The sequence below is a fragment of the Paraburkholderia acidisoli genome (assembly GCF_009789675.1).
Classification (GTDB): Bacteria; Pseudomonadota; Gammaproteobacteria; order Burkholderiales; family Burkholderiaceae; genus Paraburkholderia; species Paraburkholderia acidisoli.
In genome coordinates this window covers 300612-318332 of record NZ_CP046916.1, presented here as the reverse complement: position 1 = coordinate 318332, position 17721 = coordinate 300612, and the positions used below count along the sequence as shown (strand labels likewise).

Sequence of the window (17721 nt, the reverse complement as noted above, 5' to 3'; positions counted from 1 at the left end):
CAGCGTTGCGATTCCCGGCGCTTATACGATCCGGTCCCGGTCGTGAAAGCGCTGCATCCAGTGCGGATACGGCAGCGGGCGTTGCGAAACGGCATCGAGCCGCTCGCGCTGCGCGCCGGACAAGGTCAACGCCGCGGCGTCGAGATTCGCGGCGAGCTGCGCCGTCGAACTGGCGCCGACAATGATCGTTGCCACTTCCGGGCGCCCCAGCAGCCACGCGAGCGCGATCTGGGCCGGCGTGGCGTCGTGCTCTTGCGCGACAGCACGCAGCGTGTGCACGATGGGGTCGGCGAGTTCGGGATCGACAGGCGGAAAATCGAGCGTCGTGCGGCGCCCGGCTTGCGCGTGCGGTGCGCCTGCCGTGTATTTGCCGCTCAGGTAGCCGCCCGAGAGCGGACTCCAGATCATCAGCGCCATCTCGCGCAGTTGCGCGACAGCCGCGATCTCATGCTCGATATCGCGCGAGGCGAGCGAGTAATGCACCTGGTTGCTGCACGCGTGCACCCAGTGCGCCGCGTTCGACAACGCATGCATCCGTTCGAGCTCCGACGCGCTGAAATTGCACACGCCGACATGCCGCACCTTGCCTTGCGTCACGAGATCGTCAAGCGCGCGCAGCGTCTCGTCGAGTGGCGTGAGCGCGTCGCGATCGTGCAGTTGCATCAAGTCGATATGATCGCGGCGCAGCCGTTTGAGGCTGGTTTCGACGCTGCGGATCACGTGCGAACGTCCGAGGCCAACCTGGTTGTGGCCCGGGCCCGTGCGCAGACGCACCTTCGTGGCAACGAGCATCTGCGTTTCGTCGATCCCGAGTTCGGACAGCACGCGCCCGACCATTTCCTCGGATTGGCCTTGCGAATACGCATCCGCGGTATCGATCAGGTTGACGCCGCGTTCGAGCGCAAGCTGAACGAGCTGCGTGGCCGCATCCCGGCCAAGACCGGCAATGGATTGCCAGACGCCCTCGCCCGCGCCAAACGTCATCGCGCCGAGCGTGAGGCGCGACACGCGCAGACCCGAGCGGCCCAAAGTGCAATAGTTCATGTTTCGATGCTCCGTGTGGGTAACGGTGCATACGATAAAGACCGGGCGACGTCGTGCCTAGAGCGAAGAAAGCGAAGAGATTGTTCGTTTGGAGCGAGAAATGCGGTACGCCGCACGCGTTGTCATGGCAATCGAGTAATGGGAGCGGCGTATCGGCGACGTGGTGTTCCGCGCGGCGTTCAATCGGCAGGTTGCGGATCGCAAAACCGCCAGATGAGCACGCCCCAGGGCGTCTGTTCGGGTCCCGGCATCGGCGTTCCCGCCTCGATGAAGACCGTGTCGCGCGCCGCGTCGTGTTGCCAGTAGCCCGACCGCGGGCACAGCGCTCCCGGTAAGGCACGTGGCGTCAATTGCGGGGCAACGGCGAGAAAGAGCGCCGCTTCTTCCGCGGGTAGACTACCGCCGCGATAGCGATCGTCCTCCCACAACAAGCGCCATCGCACCGGCCGCTCGTCGTTGCTTCCTTCGAGCAGATAAGGGTGAGCAATGCTGCCCTTGAGAAAATAGTTCGGGCAACCCACCTTGCCTTCGGCAAGCCACGGTTCCCAGATGCCTTCAACGGGAATCTCCTGGCCGCTATTGACCTCCGCGCCGTTCGATTCGTTCTGTGGCGGACAAGGAGGCAAGACCGGAGGATAGTTGCGGCCGGGAGGCCAATGGCGCCACGCAGGAAAGCGCGCGTCCTGAAAAATCGACTCGTAGGTCCAATGCTCGAAAATGCGCGTTCCGCCGTCGGCGCGTTTCCCTGCGGTGAGCAAGCCCGTGAAATCCAGATTCGCGGTGCATTTGAGCACCCCACAACTCAACTCCGCGATCCACACGCCCTCGGCGTATCCCGTGGCGTAAATGCTATCGGTATAGTTGGTGTCTCTCAGGCCCAGTGCCTGGAAGAACGGGTCGTGCACTCGCCCGAGTTCATCCGCGCTTCGGCCGAACAGCTGGTCGCCGCTCCGCTCACTGCCGGCAACGAGCGCACGATAGGCCGATCGCTTGTTGGCGCCCATCCGCAATATCTCGATGCCGTCTTCCATTTGAACCAACGGACGCAGAAAGACACAGGCATAGTGGCTCTCGAGTTCCTCCTGATTTTCACTCGGCGTATTCAGTTGCTTTGCGTAGGCGTCGAGAAAATTCCGGTAGAGGTTGACCGCGTGATTCAGGAACGTGAGACTCGTCCATTTTTTTAGCAGATAAAACGCCTTCGCCCGTGCGTCCTGTTCCTGCTCGGGGGTCATGGTGAAAGTATTCAGCATCGCGCGTTCTGTTTGTTTATCGATGGATTAACCGCCACGTCGATCATCGATAATAACAACGGAATGCGTTTGACCCGCTCGAGCGGGCTCGAAATAGATAAACACGTCTGCCAATTAATTACGACGGCAAACGTTTCCGTGTGCGCTCGCCATACAAACGGGATAATCGGCGTGTTTTGAAAACTCGCGGGGCGCCTACCGTTCCGGCCGACCTCGCTCGCTCCCGGTCTATTCCGTGCCGTGCAGTTCCCCGTCGTCCTCCGCGGCCCCGCCGCCCACGTAGAGGCCGAGAATACGCCCGACGTCGCGCACGAACGCTTCCATCGCCTCCAGGCACTCGGGGCTGTCCGGCGGAAAATCCTCCGGGTTCTTTTTGCCCTGAGCGCGCCGGATGGCGCGAATACTCGTTTCGAGTGCGCGTGCCTCGGCCCAGATCGGGTCGTCTTCGGGGGAGGGGGAGTGTTTGCGCGTCATGGCCGGATTTTCGGCACAGGACCCGCAAACTTTAGACGATTAAGCAGATTTTGAAGATGGGCCGCGTTCCGGGCGTCGCCCGGTTAGCCTGTCGGCGCCGCCGGGCCGCCCGCCCAGTCTCGGGCAGCGGCGCTCGCGCCCCAATCCGGGCCGGATCGAGGCTCGATAATGCTTCAACCCGGTCTCAAGCAACGCCCCAATCAAGCGCCCTTCAACGCCTTGCGCCCTGTTTCCAGATACGCGCGCATTTCGGTTTCCGGCACCATGCCGCCGCCCGTCGCCCAGATCACGTGCGTGGCGTCGCGCAGCGCCGCCGCGTCGAACCGCATGCGCTCGCGGTAGTCCTGCGGCGCCTTCGCCACGCGCGCGAACCCCGGCGCGCCCGCCAGCGCGGAAGGCTCGAGGCGGATCTCCTGCGTCTCGGCCATCAGCGCGAGCAGCGCGTACAACTCGCCGTCGTCGACGGTGTAATAGCCGTCGATCATGCGCTGCATCGCGCGTCCCACGAAGCCGGAAGGCCGCCCGACCGCGAGACCGTCGGCGGCCGTCAGGTTGTCGATGCCGAAATCCTGCACCGCGAGTTTCTCGTGCAAGCCGGTCATCACGCCCATCAACATGCATGGCGAGTGCGTGGGTTCCGCGAACACGCAATGCACGGCGTCGCCGAACGCGAGCTTCAGCCCGAACGCCACGCCGCCGGGTCCGCCGCCCACGCCGCACGGCAGATACACGAACAGCGGGTGCGCCGCATCCACCGGCACGTTCGCCGCGTCGAGCTGGCGCTTCAGGCGCTCGCCCGCCACCGCATAGCCGAGAAACAGCGTGGTGGAGTTTTCGTCGTCCACGAAATGGCACATCGGGTCGTGGGCCGCGAGACGGCGCCCGCTTTCGATCGCCTCGCCGTAATCGCCCGCGTATTCCACCACCGTCACGCCGTGCGCGCGCAGGCGGTCCTTCTTCCACTGGCGCGCGTCGGCGGACATGTGCACGGTGGTCGTGAAGCCGAGCGTCGCGCTCGCAATGCCGATCGACATGCCGAGATTGCCCGTCGATCCCACCGCGATGCTGTGCTCGCGAAACAACGCGCGGCACGCGTCGCCCGCGAGCGCACGGTAATCGTCGTCCTCTTTGAGCAAGCCGTGGCGCAGCGCGAGTTGCTCGGCATGAAACAGCACCTCGTAGATGCCGCCGCGCGCCTTGATCGACCCGGAAATCGGTAGATGGCTGTCCTGCTTCAGCAGCAGGCGGCGCGGCGTTTCCACACCGTAGCGCTCGCTCGCGGCCTGCGCGAACGCGGGCACGGGCGTCAACGGCGACTCGATGATGCCGCCCGCCTCGCGCACGTCGGCGAAGGCTTGCGCGAGTAGCGGCGCGAAGCGTTGCAGGCGCGCGCTCGCGTCGGCGACATGCGAGGCGTCGAGCGGAATATCGTGGAGCGCTTCGGCGAGCGGCGCGACAGCCGGGTTGAACCACTCGACCGGCTGCAGCTCAAGCAGCTCGCGCATGAGCGGGAAGTCGCGCAGCCACGCGTCGAGCGGCTTGCCGTAGATGGAATCGGTCATGGTCGTATCAGACTGCGGAGGCGGAAACGTGAGAGGCCGCCACGGCATCGAGCACAGGCGGATGCGTGACGATGGATTTCAGGTCGACGGTCGATTCCCGCAGCTTCGCGGCGTCGGGAATCGGGCGGCGGGTTTCGTCGGCGGTCGCGAAAAGCGTTTCGAACGCGCGCGCCGCATCAAGCAGCGCGAGATCGCCGCGAAACGCACCAATCATCTGGAGTCCGAACGGCATGCCGCGATGATCGACACCGCACGGCAGCGACAAGGCCGGATTGGTCGCGAGCGTCACCACGTAGGTGAGCGAAAGCCAGCGATAATAGTTTTCCAGTTCGACGCCGTTCACCGACTTCAAATACGGCTGCGCCCAAGCGAACGGCGAGACCGGCGTGGTCGGCGAAAGAATCACGTCGTAGCGGTCGAACAGCGTCTGGAAGCGGCGGAACAAACGCGTTTGGTCGGCGTGCGCGCGCACGCAGTCGGCGAGACCGAGGCCGATACCCATTTCGTAATTCGCGCGCGGATTCGGGCCGAGCAAGTCGGGGTTGGTTTCATACGCCTTTTGCAGACCGGCGACGAAGGCCTCCGCGCGCAGCACGTCGAAGCAGCGATGCGCGCCTTCGAAGTCCACCTCGACCGGCTCGCACACCGCGACCTTGCCGCGCAGAAACGCGATCTTGCGGCGGAACACGGCGCGAATCTCGTCGTCCACTTCGCAGACGCCGAAGTCTTCCGTGTAACCGATACGCAAGGCCGAGAGATCCGTGGGCGCGCGGCCTTCCATCGTCGCGCTCATCGCGAACGGATAACCGAGCGGATCGCTGCCCGACTGGCCCACGGTGGCCGCGAGTTGCAGCCACGTGTCCTCCACGGTGCGCCCCATCGGCCCGACCACGGCGATCGGCGTCCAGCCCAGCGGCTTGCGATCGCTCGGCACGAGACCCGGCGAGGTGCGCAGACCCACCACGCCGCATTTCGCCGCGGGAATGCGCAGCGAGCCGCCGGTGTCGGAACCGCTCGCGAGCGGCACGAGGTCGAGCGCGAGCGCCGCCGCCGAACCGCCCGAGGAGCCGCCCGCGTTCAGGCGCGGGTCGAACGGATTGCCCGTCGCGCCCCACACCGGGTTGAAGCTGTTCGCTCCCGCGCCCATTTCCGGCACGTTGGTCTTGCCGACCACGATCGCGCCCGCCGCGCGCACGCGGCGCACCAGCGTGTTGTCCTGCGCGGGCACGTTGGCGCGATAGAGCGGCGAGCCGTACGTGGTCAACAGGCCTTCGGTCTCTTCGAGATCCTTGATGCCGATAGGCAAGCCGTGCAAGATGCCCACGGCCTCGCCACGGGCAACCGCGGCGTCGGCGGCGAGCGCTTCGCGGCGCGCGCGGTCGAAGCTCGTGGCCGTGATGGCGTTGACGTAAGGGTTGAGTGTGTCGATGCGCGCGATGCACGCTTCGAGTAATTCGACGGCGGAAATTTCGCGCGCCTGCAACAACGCGCGCAACGCAACGGCGCTAAGACGAGTGAGTTCGTGACGGTCGTTCATCGAGCAATCCTTTGAGCAACAAGGCAAGAGTTCGCCCAATGTAGACGACGAGAAAAACGACCGCCAGTGACGTTTATCGAACGGTCAATTCACTTTTGCTCAACGCGCGCGGCAGGCGCGAGTTCGTCGCTCAAACGCTCGATGAACGCTTGCAGCATGGGCGGCAACGCGCGCCGCGCGAGCGTTTGAATCTCGATGGCGCGCTCGCTGGTAGTCAGTTCCGGCACGGGCAACGCAACGAGTTCGCCCGAGGCGAGACGCGGGCGCACGAAGAGTTCGCCGCTGAAGGTGACGGCGTCGCTCGCGATCGTGAAGCCGAGCAGCGTTTCGAGCGTCGCGCTGCTGAGCACGCTCTTGCACGCGACGCCTTCGCGGCTGCAATAAATGTCGATGAGTTTGTGCAGCGTGGAATGCACGCCGGGCAAGGCGAGCGGATACGCGAGCAATTCGCGGAACGATACCTGCGTGGACGCCGCCAGCGGATGCGACGACGCCACGATTGCGAACACGGGCGACGGCGCGGAGAACGCCACGTGTATGTCCTTCGCCGGACCGAAGCTGAACGTGAGGCCGATGTCGCATTCGGCTTCGCGCACGCGCTGCGTGACGCCCGCCGCCGTATCGACAACGACTTCGAACGAGGCCGGCGCCACGCTGCGGCGGAATTCGGCCATCGCACGCGGCAGGAACGTGGCCGCGAAGCCTTCCGTGCACGCGATGCGAATCGTGCGTTCGGCTTCGCCGCGCAGCGCGTCGATTTCCAGCGAGATCTGCTCGGCGTCGAGTTGCGAGCGGCGCGCATACGCCGCGAGCATCTCGCCCGCCTTGCTCGGCACCATGCCGCGCGACTGTCGCACGAACAGCGGCGTGCCGAGTTCGCTTTCGAGCCGCGCGATCTGGCGGCTCACGGCGGACGGCACGACGTTCAGGCGACTGGCCGCGTCGGCGACGGAGCCGGTGTTGACGACTTCCAGAAAGTAGCGGACAGCGGCTTCCTGAAGAATGCGGGCGCTCATGATGGACGGACGGGAGGACGCGAAACGCTCCATCATAGCGCCAGTCCGGGTGAAACCGCGATCAGGCTTCCCCCGTCGCGCCGATGCGCGCATCCGCCTCGGGCGAGAGCCGGATCGACAGGCTGGTGACGAGCGCGAATGCCGTGGCCACGATCAGGAAACCGAACACCGCGTTGTAGTTGCCCGTGACCGAGACCAGCACGCCGATCACCGCCGGCGCGACGAAGCCCGCCACCTGACCCCCGAAGTTGACCATGCCCGCGCCCGTGCCAATGAGTTTCTGCGGCAGGAATTTGGCCGGCAGCGCGAAGACGCCCGCGAACACGAACGACTTGAAGAAGTACACGATGGACTGATACGCGATCACGCCCGTGACCGTTTGCGCCGTGTACATCTCGTAGAGGAAGAAGCCGGAGATCGCGCAGCAGGCCGCCATCAGCCACTTCTCGCGGCCGTCGAACCAGCGCGTGAGAATCCAGCCGCCCAGCGCCGTGGAAATACTCGCCGCGACGAACGGCAGCGGCGTGAGCATGCCGACGGCCTTGAGGTCGAGATGACGCTCGGTGAGCAGATACGCGGGCATCCACGCATCGAGTCCCTTGTTGACGATGCCCATGCCGAACCACGTGAGCAGGATCTTCCACATGAGCGGCATCTTCAGCAGCGCGCGCGTGGCCGCGCCGTCGATGCGCGCGGAACGGCCTGCCGAATCGCGCTTCTGATGCGTGTCCTTCACCGCGAACAGATAGAACAGCGCGAACACGAGACCCGCGATACCCGCGACGACGAACGCATGCCGCCAGCCGAGCGTGAGAATGAGCGGCGCGATCACGAGCGGCGCGACGAAGCTGCCCACGTAATTCGACGACATCAGCAGCGCCGACATCTTCGGCCGGTCGGCGCGCGCGCACGATTCGGTCACGCCCTTCACCGCCGCGCCCGGATAACCGCCTTCGCCAAGACCGAAGATGAAGCGGATGGCGATGAGCGAGGCGAGCGACCACGCGAGTCCGGTCATCAGCGTGAACACGGACCAGAACGCCACCGAAACGAAGATGACCTTCTTGCTGCCCCAACGGTCGGCGATCCAGCCGCCGGGAATCTGCATGGCCGCGTAGCTGATATAGAACGTGCTCATGACGACGCCGAGCGCCGCCGAGCCCACATGAAATTCCTTGCCGATGGCGACGAGCGAGAGCGCGATCGCGGAACGGTCGATATAGGAAATGCAATAGCCGAGGTAGAGCAGTACAAATACCGCGAGGCTGGCTCGTCTGCTTTTATTGGGGTCGATCATGCTGGGCATCCGCCGGAGAGAGAAGACCGGGCCCGCGCCGGCTGTGCCGTGCAGTCCCACCGCGACTAGTCGAAACGATCGTAAGTAGCCGTAATTTGGCCGACAAGTGACATATTCAGATCGCTGCGTTCGCGAAAACTCACTGGAGACGCCCGGCGAACCGCGGCTTTGCGCCGCGTATCAGTCCGCCACGGTGAGCGCGAAAGGCCGGAACCCGGCCGCGCGGATCACGTGCGGGACCATCAGCATGAGCGCCTCCGTTGCCTGCGCCGAAGCGATCGCACCCAGATCGAGCATGGCATGGTCGGCCCAGCCCAGCTCGGCAAGCAGCGCCCGCACCTGTGCCTTCGCGGCGCCGTCGTTGCCGCTCAGAAATACCTTGGGCGCGGTCGCGAGACTTTGGGGCGCGGTCATCACGCTGAAGAACATCGTGTTGAGCGACTTCACCACCTGCGTTTCCGGCAGCGCGGCCTGCAAGCGTTCCGCGAGACTGCTGCCCGGATACAGCAGGCCGCCCGGCATGCCGTTGGGCAGGCGCTCGCTCGCATTGGCCACATCGAGCAAGGTCTTGCCGCGCAGCGCGTTGCGCAATGCCGTGAGCGTTTCGAGCGAGCTATCGCCGGGCGTGGCGTTGATGACGAGCGGCGCGGCCGCGACCGCTTGCGCGAGCGTTGCGTGATGGACCGGCGGACCCTGCCAGCGCGCCGCGCCCGCTTGCGGATCGCGATGTCCGAGCGTGACAGTGTGGCCTTTTTCCGCGAACGCGCGCGCCAGCGATGCACCGACGCGTCCCGCGCCAAGAATACCGAGGTTCATGATGAGTGATCTTCCTGATCGAATAAGTGAGTGAGTTTGCGTGGGGTTTCGAATGTGTCGACGGCGGCGCTCAGGCCACCTCGCGCAATGCGTCGACGAATTCACCATGAATGCCGGGTGCGCAGGCGAGAAAGTCGTCGCTGGCGAGCGTCCACGGTTCGCCGCGCAGATCGGTGACGATGCCGCCCGCCTCCGCCACGAGCAGCGCGCCCGCCGCCTGCCCCGAGCGCACGTTGCTGTACTGCCAGAAACCGTCGATCTGGCCCGCGGCGACCTGCGCGAGCTGGAAGGTGGCGGGCACCGTCGCGCGTACCACGAGCGCCGCGCGCAGCATCGCCGTGATCGAGACGCCCAGGCGCCGCCACGTTGCCTCGCTCTCGCCGGGCTTCGCCTGCCCCGTGGCGACGATGGCCGCGCGCAGTTCCGTTTTCGTCGAGGCGCGCATCGGCACGCCGTTGAGCCAGGCCGCGCCGCCGCCGCGCAGCGCGCTGTGGAGGCGTTGCGCGACCGGCTCGTAGATCGCGGTGAGAACCGGCGCGTTGTCGCGGATCAGCGTCGCGCTCACACCCCATTCCGCGAGACCGTGCACGTGGTTGACGTTGCCCTCGACGGCATCCACGAGCCACCACTCGCCCGCGGGTAGCGCGCCGCCCTCGAGTTCGTCCTCGACCCAGCGCGCACCGGGCCGCGCCTGCGTGAGCAGCGGCCGCAGCACGGCCAGCGAGGCGTCGTCGTTGGCGTGAATGGCGCGCACGAGATCGCGCAGATCGTCGGGCGTACGCGTGGCGGTGTCGAAGCGGCGCAGCATCGCGTCGCCCGCCGCGCGCACGGCCACGACGGTCGCGGCGAGCAGCGCGCCGTCGCTGGCAATGAAGGCGGCTTGCTTCGCGAGCCGCGTGGCGGTGTGAGTCTTGAAGTCGTGAGTGTCCATATCGGCCTGGCTTTCGGGAGTGCGCATCAGCGCGAACGGACTTCATTTTTCGGTGCGGCAGACTTAACATCAAGTCAAATCCCGTTACCGCAGAGTTAACCTATATGCAACTCGATATGAACCTGCTCGTCGCGCTCGACGCGTTGCTCGACGAGGGCAGCGTCGGCGGCGCGGCCGCGCGCATGCACGTTAGCTCGCCGGCCATGAGCCGCACGCTCGACCGCATCCGCCACATGACCGGCGACGCGATTCTCGTGCGCGCGGGCCGCACCATGACGCGAACGCCCTATGCCGAATCGGTTCAGGAAGAAGTGCACGCGATCGTGGCGCGGGCGCAGGCAGTACTGGCGCAGCAGCGGCGCTTCGACGTGTCGAAGTTGACGCGCAGTTTCACGATCCAGTGTCACGACGCGCTGGCGTGCGCGCTCGGTCCCGCGCTGGTCGCGCGCGTGCGCGAGGCGGCCCCGCAAGCGAGTTTGCGCGTGCTCGCCGAGGCGGCCGCGGACGCGCCGGAATTGCGGCAGGGGCAGGTCGATCTGCATATCGGCGCGGCCATTCCCGCTCAGGCCGACATTCGCCACACGCTGCTCGGCCACGACACGATGGTGGTCGCGATGCGCGCGGGCCATCCGCTTGCCGCGAACAAACTCACGGCGCGCCGCTACGCTGGCGCCGAGCACGTGATCGTCTCGCGCCGCGGGCGGCTGCGCGATCCGGTCGACGACGCACTGGCCGCGCAATCGCTCGCGCGCCGCGTGGTCGCCGCCGCGCCCACGGCGGCGGCGGCGCTGTGCATGGCGGGCGCGTCGGATTTGCTGGTTGTCGTGCCCACGCGGGCGTGCCACGCGCTGACCCGCGCGTTCGGGCTCGTGACCGCGGCCATGCCGGTGCGCGTGAGCGCGTTGCCGGTGATCGCGTCATGGCATCTGCGTCATGACGGTGATCGCGCGCGTGAATGGCTGCGCGAAACGGTCTTTAGCGCGGCGCAGGCGATGTTCAAGGCGCGTTGATGAGGAGCGGCGGGCGGCTCGCATTCACGCTACATGCCGCGCTGCCCGTGCCTTTCGGAGTCGATCCTGCGTTCGTGCGGCGTTATTGCATAGGCAATGCCGTTTGTAGAATGGACGGTCGACATCGCGATCGCGATTGGCGACAATGCCCCCGGCTGTGAGAAATAAAATGCCGGACCTAAAAACGGGGAAGAGCGAAAACGCTCAATCGCTATGCCAATCAACAGATTGAAAAGTACGCCGGCCTTTCACGCCGACGCGCCGCCGCAAATACGTCATGCCATTACGCTGTTCGCCTTCATGTGGTTTATCTACGCGTTCGGTTGGGTGATGCTGTCGATCGCCGTGTTGCCGAGCATCGTGACACAGCCCAAACATCTCGCGCTCCTCTCGGGCTCGATCGGCTTTCTGGCTTGCTGGCTCGCCATGAATGCCTGCCTCATCGTGGGTCTGTGCCAGCGTCAAAAACTCGCTCGCACCTTGCAACTGGTGCTGACGGTGGGCATGGCGTTCGCGTTGCTTGCGGCAATTGCACAATTTGGCCTGAACTTCTTCGCTGCGAGTTTTCTCGCCAACGCCGTCGCAACCGGGCTGCTATTTCTCCCCGTCTGCTCCAACTGGTTCGACGCCCGCGCCACCTCGCCCGAATAAGGACCCACGGTCCACGCCCTCTCCTCACCCCAGGCCCGCAATCTGCTACACAACACATCCGCCAGCCGTTTGCGGGCTTAGCGGCCAATCACAAGGAGAACACAATGACCTTCCTCATCTATCTGGTCGGGTGGATCATTTTTATCGGCGGCGTCGCCTGGGGATTGATGGCGCTGCACGTCACGCATCACACCATCGCGATCGTCTCGGTGATCCTGCTCGGCATCGCGGTGATCACGGGTGCCACGCGCGCGCGCAGCCGCGACCGGTCGTCGTAGCCGGCGGGTTCGACACGCGCCTGCCGCTCCCCTACGCGACCGGCAGGCGCGCGAATCCTCGCGAGAACCGTTCTCCCCAAGCGTTGAATACAAGCGCGCGGCAAGGGCAAGAGCCGTGCGAAAGCCGCGCTAAAAGCCTGTCCCCCGCCGCGCGCCGCCGAACTGCTGCAACAGATCCACGAACGCGCGCACCTTCGCGCTCAGCAAGCGCCGCGAGCTGTACAGCGCCCAGATTTCCACGGCCGGCCCCGCATCCACGCCGAGCTGCACGAGCCTTCCCGCCTGCACGTCGGTCTCCACCAGCAGCGCGGGCAACAGCGCCACGCCCGCGCCGTCGAGCACGGCCTCGCGCACCATCAGCAACGACGACATCCGCAACACCGGTGCGGGCGCGACCGTGCGCACCGTGCCGTCGCTCATCTCGATCTGCCAGCTGGCGCTGGCGGCGGGCGTGCCGAGTAGCACCGCCGGCAGCGCCAGCGGCTCGCTCACATCGCGCGGCAGCCCCGGCATCGACAATCCCGGCGGCGCGACCAGCACGCGCCGGTCCGTGGCGATACGGCGCCCGACGAGCAGCACGTCCTGCGGCGGGTTGATGCGAATCACGAGATCGAAGCCGTCCTGCACGGGATCGGCAACCCGATCTTCCGCGACGATCTCCAGTTCCACCTGCGGATAAGCCAGCGCGTAACGCGCCGCGAGGCGGCTCAGCACCACATGCCCGTACACCATCGGCGCGCTGATACGCAGCCGTCCGCGCGGCACCGGCGCGCGCGCCGCCACCGCCTCGCCCGCTTCGTCGATTTCCGCGAGCAGGCCGCGTGTGCGCTCATGGAGCGCGTGGCCCTCCTCGGTGAGCCGCAGCGCCCGCGAGCCGCGTTCGACGAGCCGCACGCCCAGCGCCATTTCGAGTTCCGCCACGTGGCGCGAGAGCGTCGCCTTGGGGCGCCCCACGGCGCGGCTGGCCGGTCCGAAACCCCGGTGTTCGGCAACGGCATTGAAATCGGCGAGCGCGGCGAGGTCCATTTAGAACGTTCCATTGATGAGACGACTAGTCTTGATTATCGGCCTTTCGGCACCGTAACGGAACGTTTATCGTTTTACCTACCGGGCCACGCCACGCAGCAACGCCGGCCCTTCATTCACGTATCACCATTCGAGGCAATCATCATGACGATTCTGGTTACGGGCGCCACGGGCGTCGTCGGCACGCAAGTCATCGCGCATCTGCAAAATCACGGCGCCGAAGTGCGCGCGCTCACGCGCTCGCCGGAGAAGGCAGCGTTCGGCGGCAAGGTCACGGCGGTCAAGGGCGAGTTGGGCGATCTCCCGTCGATGCGCGCGGCGCTGCAAGGCGTGAGCACGCTGTTCCTGCTCGCGCCGAACGCCGCCGACGAACTCACGCAGGCCTTGCAGGCGCTGAGCCTCGCGCGTGAAGCGGGCGTCAAGGGCATCGTGTATCTCTCGGTGTTCAAGGGCGCGGACTATGTCGACGTGCCGCACTTCACGAGCAAGCACACGGTCGAGCGCATGATCGAGCAGCTGGATCTGCCCGCCACCGTGCTGCGCCCCGCGTACTTCATCCAGAACGACAGCCGCCAGAAAGAGGCGCTGCTCGGCCACGGCATCTACGGCATGCCGGTTGGCGCGAAGGGGATTTCCATGGTGGATGTGCGCGATATCGGCGAGGCGGCCGCTCGCGAACTGCTGCGCCGCGAGCGCGCGAGCACCGCGCTGCCGCGCGTGGCGTACGAACTGGTCGGCCCCGACGCACTCACCGCCGACGCCCTCGCCGCGATCTGGGCCGACGCGCTGCAACGCCCGATCCGCTACGCCGGCGACGATCTCGACGCGCTCGAGGCCCGCTTGCGCCAGGTCGCGCCGGGCTGGCTCGCCTACGACATGCGCCTGATGATGCAGCGTTACCAGCAGGACGGCGCCGTGGCGAGCGCGGCGGACATCGACGCGCTCACGGCGTTGCTCGGCCGCGCGCCGCGCTCGTATCGCGACTTCGCACAGGCGGCCGCGAAGGAATGGGCGGCGAACTAACCCGCGATCAGGCGGCGCGTCGAGCCTGCGCTCCGGCGCGCCGCGCTGCCTTCGTGGTGCTCATGGCGATGTTGCCGATGTTGCCGTTGTTTCGTATCGGCACAGAGTGTTCAAAAACGGAACACAACACGGAACACTTCTGCCACACCGCCAGCCAGCGAGGGAACCGTGGGGATCAGCGGTTACCGGGTGCTTTGCCGGGTGCGCCCATCTGCATTTTCCGGTAGATCGTATTGCGCGAGACACCGAGCGAGCGCGCCGCCGCCGAAACGTTGCCGCCGTGCCGCGCCAGCGTCTGCGCCACGACCGAAGCCGCCACGTCCTGCAAGCGCGCCTTGCCCGCGCCAATCGCATCGACGGAATCCGTTTGGGCGAAATGCGCCGCGGCCGCCTCGTGCCCGGCCGCGTGCTGGCCGCGCAGATCGTCGAAGAAGTCGTCGGGAAGATGCTCGCGCGTGATTTGCCCGTCGTCGTCGACCATCGCGGCCGCCGTGCGCAGCAGGTTGCCGAGCTGGCGGAAATTGCCGGGCCACGCGCACTGCTCGAACATCGTCATCACCTCGGGCGCCACGCTCAGCGCGCGCATCTGGCCCATTTCCAGCGACTCCTGCTCCAGCATGCGTTCGATCACCACGCGCAGATCGGTGCGGTCGCACAGCGAAGGCAGGCGCACCACGAGGCCGTTGAGCCGGTAATACAGGTCTTCGCGGAAGCGGTTCTGCGCGATCATCTCGCGCAAGTCGCGGTGCGTGGCGCAGACGATGGCGATATCGACAGGAATCGACTTGGTCGATCCCAGCGGATTCACGAGGCGCTCCTGCAACACGCGCAGCAGCCGCACTTGCAACGGGTACGGCATGTCGCCGATTTCGTCGAGAAACAACGTGCCGCCATTGGCCTGCAACAGCTTGCCCGCCGCGCCCTTGCGCCGCGCGCCCGTGAACGCGCCTTCCTCGTAGCCGAACAGCTCGGATTCGATCAGCGTCTCGGGAATCGACGCGCAATTGACCGCCACGAACGGCCCGGCGCGGCGCGGCGAGTCGCCGTGGATCGCTTGCGCGAGCAGTTCCTTGCCCGTGCCCGTCGCGCCCGTGATGAGCACGGGAATGTCCTTGCCGATCACCTTGCGGACTTTGGCGATGACCGCGGCGACCTGCGGATCGCCGGTGTCGAGATAGCTCAGTTGCGACCGGTTCCCGGCGCCGGGCATGGTCGCGGGATGCGTTCCCAATGGCGTCCCGCCGGATACGGCATTCGCCCGCGCGTTCGCGAAGCGCGGGCGCGCGCTCTCGACCTGCGGCGCGAACTTGAACTGCGCCCGCGCGCACACGACCGTGCCGTTGCGCAGGTTCAGGGTGATATGCGTGTCGTGGCTCGCGCGCAGGCGGTCGACGAGTTGCGCGCAGGTGACCTCGAACAGCGACGCGAGCGTGTGCGAGCGCAGCGCGGACAGTGGCATGCCGAGCTGAAACTGCGCGCTGCGGTTGGCGGCGAGAAACTGCCCGTCGCTCGAAAACGCAACGATGCCTTCCATCAGCGTGCCCAGAAACTCGGGCCGCCCATGAAACGACACTTGCAGCATGTCCTGGAAGGTTGTCGCGAACAGATGATTCTCGATCATCTGCACCGACATCTTCGCCAGCGCCATGGTGTGCTGGTGATAGCTGCGATGATCGCCGGTGACGTCGAGCACGCCGGTCACCTCGCCATATGGGTCGAGGATCGGCACGCTGGAACAGGTGAGAAAACGGTTGGCGGCCAGGTAATGCTGATCGCCGTGCACGACCACGGCGCAGCGTTCCGCCAGCGCCGTGCCGATCGCATTCGTGCCCTGGCGGCTCTCGGCCCAGTTCGCGCCGGGCCGCAGCGCGACCTTCTCCGCGCGCGCGAGAAAGTCGTCGTCGCCGACCGAATGGAGGATCAGCCCTTCCGCATTGGTCAGCACGATCATGCTGTGCGTGTTGGCGATCTGATCGTGCAGCGTCTCCATCACGGGCGTGGCGTGCGCGCACAGAATGCGGTTCTGCTCGCGCTTGAGCGTGAGCGCGGCGCTGGAAAGGATTTCGTAATCGGGCCGTGCCGAGACGCACAGGCCAAAGGTTTCGGAACGCTCGTGCGCTTTCTGGATCGTCGGCACCGGCCAGTGGCTGGACCGCGCGACCGCATCCATGGCGGTCTGATTTCCCTCGTGCATCGTCTCCTCCGCGATAGCCCCGGCTTCAGGCCGGGCAATGTATCGCATATGCAAAGTCCATGCCATATGCGTGCCGATGCATCGCGCGCGATGGCAATGCCAAGGGTCTGACCTGTGCGATTTCGGCACAATACGGCGCGGGCATTGTGGTGTTTCGGCGCAGTGCGACCGGCGCGTGTTCGCGCGGCGCGTGGCGGGACGGCGAAATCGCGCGCTGGTACGGAACGTGCACCAGACGTGGGGTGTCACGACGCAACCCCACATGATTCATCGGAGACGTTAAACATGATTCGATTCGCCCCGGACACCCGGCCGCGCCGCCATTTCGCGCGGCACGAATTACTCAGCCATCCTGAGCATCGTTGTTTCGACTTTCACCGTGTTCCGTTGCCGATGAGGTCCGCATGAATCTGGCCGATCGACTGTTCTCGTTGTCCGACCTGGCTTCGCTTTTCGACGAAGGCAACCGCTTCGCCGACGAAAGCGCGTCGTCGCTCTACGCCATCCTGCTGCGCGCGCCCTTGCTGCGCATGGCAGGCGCCGTGCCGAATCGCCCCGACATCACGAGCGCGGCCATTCTCGGCTACAACTGAATGCGAGGAATGCACCAAGGGGTGCCGATGAGCCGGTAGCGAACGCTACCGGCTTTTTCTTGCGCGGGCAGCTTGAATCAAGTGACTTGAGTCAAGCGAGCCGCGCACGCCGCGCCAAAAGCTCAAACCGCCGCGGGCCCGATATCGAGCGCGCGAATCGCATCGGCGAGAATCCGCTCGTCCACATTGAGCGGTCGCGGTTCGCACGAAGGCAGGAACACGCTCGCCCCGGCTTCGAACGACGCCAGCGTGAGCGCGCACACCCCCGCCACGGCGGCGATGGCCGGCAGCCAGAGTTGCTCGGAATAGCAGGCGCGGCCGGGCTCGCGCCACGAAACGACAATGCGGTTGCGCGGCAGACGTTCGAGCACGCGGATGGTCGCGGGCGAGGCTGGTTGCGCGGGCAACGCCCGCGACCTGGGCTCAGCCGCCGCGCGATCGGGGTGCTGCACCAGCAGCCGCGTGCCGCGGCAGAAACGCGACCCGCAATCGCAGGCAAAGCGCATTCGCAGGGTTTCGGTGATGGGCGCGTTCACGCTGAGCGCATGATCGAGCGTAATCTCGCGGCCCATGCGAATGGGCCGCAAGGCGCGCACAAACAGGCGGCCTTTGCGCTCCACGATCGCGCTATTCGGCTCGCACGCGTGCTTGATCCAGCGTGCGGTATTGCCCCAGCGATCGCCGTCCACGATGCGCCCGTCGCCGAGACCCAGCAGAAACGGACGCGCGCCGAGGCGGTCCAGCGCCGTGGTTTCGTCGAGACACTCGCCCTTGTATTCGAGCAGGATCTCGCCCGCGCGCAGGTCGCGTCGCGCGAATACGCCGCGACCGCGGCGCGCCTCGCGCACGATCACGCGCGGCGTGCGCGCTGAGTCCGGTTTGCCGGGCTTGCCAGGTTCGGTTGCGTACATGGGCGGCTTCCTCCCCGCCGGGGCGGCCGCACGCCAACGCGGCGACACGGCGCCCCGCTGGAGCGCCCTTCGAACCACGCGGCGTGCCGCCACACGGCGATCAAT

Annotated in this window: 17 protein-coding genes; 5 read left to right on the top strand and 12 right to left on the bottom strand. The window is 66.2% G+C overall.

Going from position 1 to position 17721, the window contains the following annotated elements; translation table 11 throughout:
- Positions 1-21 precede the first annotated feature (21 nt).
- From FAZ98_RS29980 to FAZ98_RS29940, 9 genes are all read right to left on the bottom strand, one after another.
- Positions 22-1044, bottom strand: coding sequence for an aldo/keto reductase (locus FAZ98_RS29980; RefSeq protein ID WP_158957112.1), 1023 nt, complete (start codon positions 1042-1044; stop codon positions 22-24).
- 179 nt (positions 1045-1223) lie between these two features.
- A complete protein-coding gene (locus tag FAZ98_RS29975) occupies positions 1224-2297 on the bottom strand; it encodes an Imm72 family immunity protein (protein WP_158957110.1) in 1074 nt (357 codons plus the stop codon).
- 228 nt (positions 2298-2525) lie between these two features.
- A complete protein-coding gene (locus tag FAZ98_RS29970; protein WP_158957108.1) occupies positions 2526-2771 on the bottom strand; it encodes a hypothetical protein in 246 nt (81 codons plus the stop codon).
- A 200-nt stretch (positions 2772-2971) separates the two neighbouring features.
- Positions 2972-4333: a D-serine ammonia-lyase gene (dsdA, locus tag FAZ98_RS29965; RefSeq protein ID WP_158957106.1), complete on the bottom strand. Its 1362-nt coding sequence runs from the start codon at positions 4331-4333 to the stop codon at positions 2972-2974.
- A 7-nt stretch (positions 4334-4340) separates the two neighbouring features.
- Positions 4341-5870, bottom strand: coding sequence for an amidase (locus tag FAZ98_RS29960; RefSeq protein WP_158957104.1), 1530 nt, complete (start codon positions 5868-5870; stop codon positions 4341-4343).
- Positions 5871-5959: 89 nt separating this feature from the next.
- Positions 5960-6886, bottom strand: coding sequence for a LysR family transcriptional regulator (locus FAZ98_RS29955; RefSeq protein ID WP_407672159.1), 927 nt, complete (start codon positions 6884-6886; stop codon positions 5960-5962).
- 61 nt (positions 6887-6947) lie between these two features.
- Complete coding sequence (locus tag FAZ98_RS29950; protein ID WP_158957100.1) at positions 6948-8183, bottom strand: MFS transporter; 1236 nt, start codon at positions 8181-8183, stop codon at positions 6948-6950.
- 180 nt (positions 8184-8363) lie between these two features.
- Entirely contained in the window at positions 8364-8999 is a 636-nt protein-coding gene (locus FAZ98_RS29945; RefSeq protein ID WP_158957098.1) for an NADPH-dependent F420 reductase, read from the bottom strand.
- Positions 9000-9069: 70 nt separating this feature from the next.
- Positions 9070-9957 (bottom strand): inositol monophosphatase family protein, encoded by an 888-nt coding sequence (locus FAZ98_RS29940; protein ID WP_199272486.1) that lies wholly within the window; start codon positions 9955-9957, stop codon positions 9070-9072.
- A gap of 77 nt (positions 9958-10034) precedes the next feature.
- On the opposite strand from FAZ98_RS29940, the gene FAZ98_RS29935 reads away from it, so the two are divergent.
- The 3 genes from FAZ98_RS29935 to FAZ98_RS35490 all read left to right on the top strand — a co-directional run bounded on the left by FAZ98_RS29935 (position 10035) and on the right by FAZ98_RS35490 (position 11869).
- Positions 10035-10940, top strand: coding sequence for a LysR family transcriptional regulator (locus FAZ98_RS29935; RefSeq protein ID WP_158957096.1), 906 nt, complete (start codon positions 10035-10037; stop codon positions 10938-10940).
- A gap of 213 nt (positions 10941-11153) precedes the next feature.
- Positions 11154-11591 (top strand): hypothetical protein, encoded by a 438-nt coding sequence (locus FAZ98_RS29930; RefSeq protein ID WP_158957094.1) that lies wholly within the window; start codon positions 11154-11156, stop codon positions 11589-11591.
- Between the two features lie 104 nt (positions 11592-11695).
- Positions 11696-11869 carry a hypothetical protein gene (locus tag FAZ98_RS35490; protein ID WP_199272485.1) on the top strand — a complete coding sequence of 58 codons (174 nt, stop codon included), beginning with the start codon at positions 11696-11698 and terminating at the stop codon, positions 11867-11869.
- A 129-nt stretch (positions 11870-11998) separates the two neighbouring features.
- Here FAZ98_RS35490 and FAZ98_RS29925 read toward each other — a convergent pair whose 3' ends face one another.
- A complete protein-coding gene (locus FAZ98_RS29925; protein WP_158957092.1) occupies positions 11999-12895 on the bottom strand; it encodes a LysR family transcriptional regulator in 897 nt (298 codons plus the stop codon).
- 144 nt (positions 12896-13039) lie between these two features.
- On the opposite strand from FAZ98_RS29925, the gene FAZ98_RS29920 reads away from it, so the two are divergent.
- Positions 13040-13918, top strand: a complete 879-nt coding sequence (locus tag FAZ98_RS29920; RefSeq protein ID WP_158957090.1) for an NmrA family NAD(P)-binding protein — start codon at positions 13040-13042, stop codon at positions 13916-13918.
- Between the two features lie 175 nt (positions 13919-14093).
- Here FAZ98_RS29920 and FAZ98_RS29915 read toward each other — a convergent pair whose 3' ends face one another.
- Positions 14094-16112, bottom strand: coding sequence for a sigma-54-dependent Fis family transcriptional regulator (locus FAZ98_RS29915; RefSeq protein WP_158957088.1), 2019 nt, complete (start codon positions 16110-16112; stop codon positions 14094-14096).
- 404 nt (positions 16113-16516) lie between these two features.
- On the opposite strand from FAZ98_RS29915, the gene FAZ98_RS29910 reads away from it, so the two are divergent.
- Positions 16517-16705 (top strand): hypothetical protein, encoded by a 189-nt coding sequence (locus FAZ98_RS29910; RefSeq protein WP_158957086.1) that lies wholly within the window; start codon positions 16517-16519, stop codon positions 16703-16705.
- Positions 16706-16827: 122 nt separating this feature from the next.
- Here the strand turns inward: FAZ98_RS29910 and FAZ98_RS29905 are convergent, their stop codons facing one another.
- Positions 16828-17616: an SET domain-containing protein-lysine N-methyltransferase gene (locus FAZ98_RS29905; RefSeq protein WP_158957084.1), complete on the bottom strand. Its 789-nt coding sequence runs from the start codon at positions 17614-17616 to the stop codon at positions 16828-16830.
- Positions 17617-17721: the final 105 nt, after the last annotated feature.

Coding starts and splice junctions, on each gene's coding strand:
- FAZ98_RS29950 (WP_158957100.1), bottom strand. CDS start 8,183: ATGATCGACCCCAATAAAAGCAGACGAGCCAGCCTCGCGGTATTTGTA.
- FAZ98_RS29925 (WP_158957092.1), bottom strand. CDS start 12,895: ATGGACCTCGCCGCGCTCGCCGATTTCAATGCCGTTGCCGAACACCGG.
- FAZ98_RS29905 (WP_158957084.1), bottom strand. CDS start 17,616: ATGTACGCAACCGAACCTGGCAAGCCCGGCAAACCGGACTCAGCGCGC.
- FAZ98_RS35490 (WP_199272485.1), top strand. CDS start 11,696: ATGACCTTCCTCATCTATCTGGTCGGGTGGATCATTTTTATCGGCGGC.
- FAZ98_RS29915 (WP_158957088.1), bottom strand. CDS start 16,112: ATGCACGAGGGAAATCAGACCGCCATGGATGCGGTCGCGCGGTCCAGC.
- FAZ98_RS29960 (WP_158957104.1), bottom strand. CDS start 5,870: ATGAACGACCGTCACGAACTCACTCGTCTTAGCGCCGTTGCGTTGCGC.
- FAZ98_RS29920 (WP_158957090.1), top strand. CDS start 13,040: ATGACGATTCTGGTTACGGGCGCCACGGGCGTCGTCGGCACGCAAGTC.
- FAZ98_RS29970 (WP_158957108.1), bottom strand. CDS start 2,771: ATGACGCGCAAACACTCCCCCTCCCCCGAAGACGACCCGATCTGGGCC.
- FAZ98_RS29910 (WP_158957086.1), top strand. CDS start 16,517: ATGAATCTGGCCGATCGACTGTTCTCGTTGTCCGACCTGGCTTCGCTT.
- FAZ98_RS29975 (WP_158957110.1), bottom strand. CDS start 2,297: ATGCTGAATACTTTCACCATGACCCCCGAGCAGGAACAGGACGCACGG.
- FAZ98_RS29955 (WP_407672159.1), bottom strand. CDS start 6,886: ATGAGCGCCCGCATTCTTCAGGAAGCCGCTGTCCGCTACTTTCTGGAA.
- dsdA (WP_158957106.1), bottom strand. CDS start 4,333: ATGACCGATTCCATCTACGGCAAGCCGCTCGACGCGTGGCTGCGCGAC.
- FAZ98_RS29945 (WP_158957098.1), bottom strand. CDS start 8,999: ATGAACCTCGGTATTCTTGGCGCGGGACGCGTCGGTGCATCGCTGGCG.
- FAZ98_RS29980 (WP_158957112.1), bottom strand. CDS start 1,044: ATGAACTATTGCACTTTGGGCCGCTCGGGTCTGCGCGTGTCGCGCCTC.
- FAZ98_RS29935 (WP_158957096.1), top strand. CDS start 10,035: ATGCAACTCGATATGAACCTGCTCGTCGCGCTCGACGCGTTGCTCGAC.
- FAZ98_RS29930 (WP_158957094.1), top strand. CDS start 11,154: ATGCCAATCAACAGATTGAAAAGTACGCCGGCCTTTCACGCCGACGCG.
- FAZ98_RS29940 (WP_199272486.1), bottom strand. CDS start 9,957: ATGCGCACTCCCGAAAGCCAGGCCGATATGGACACTCACGACTTCAAG.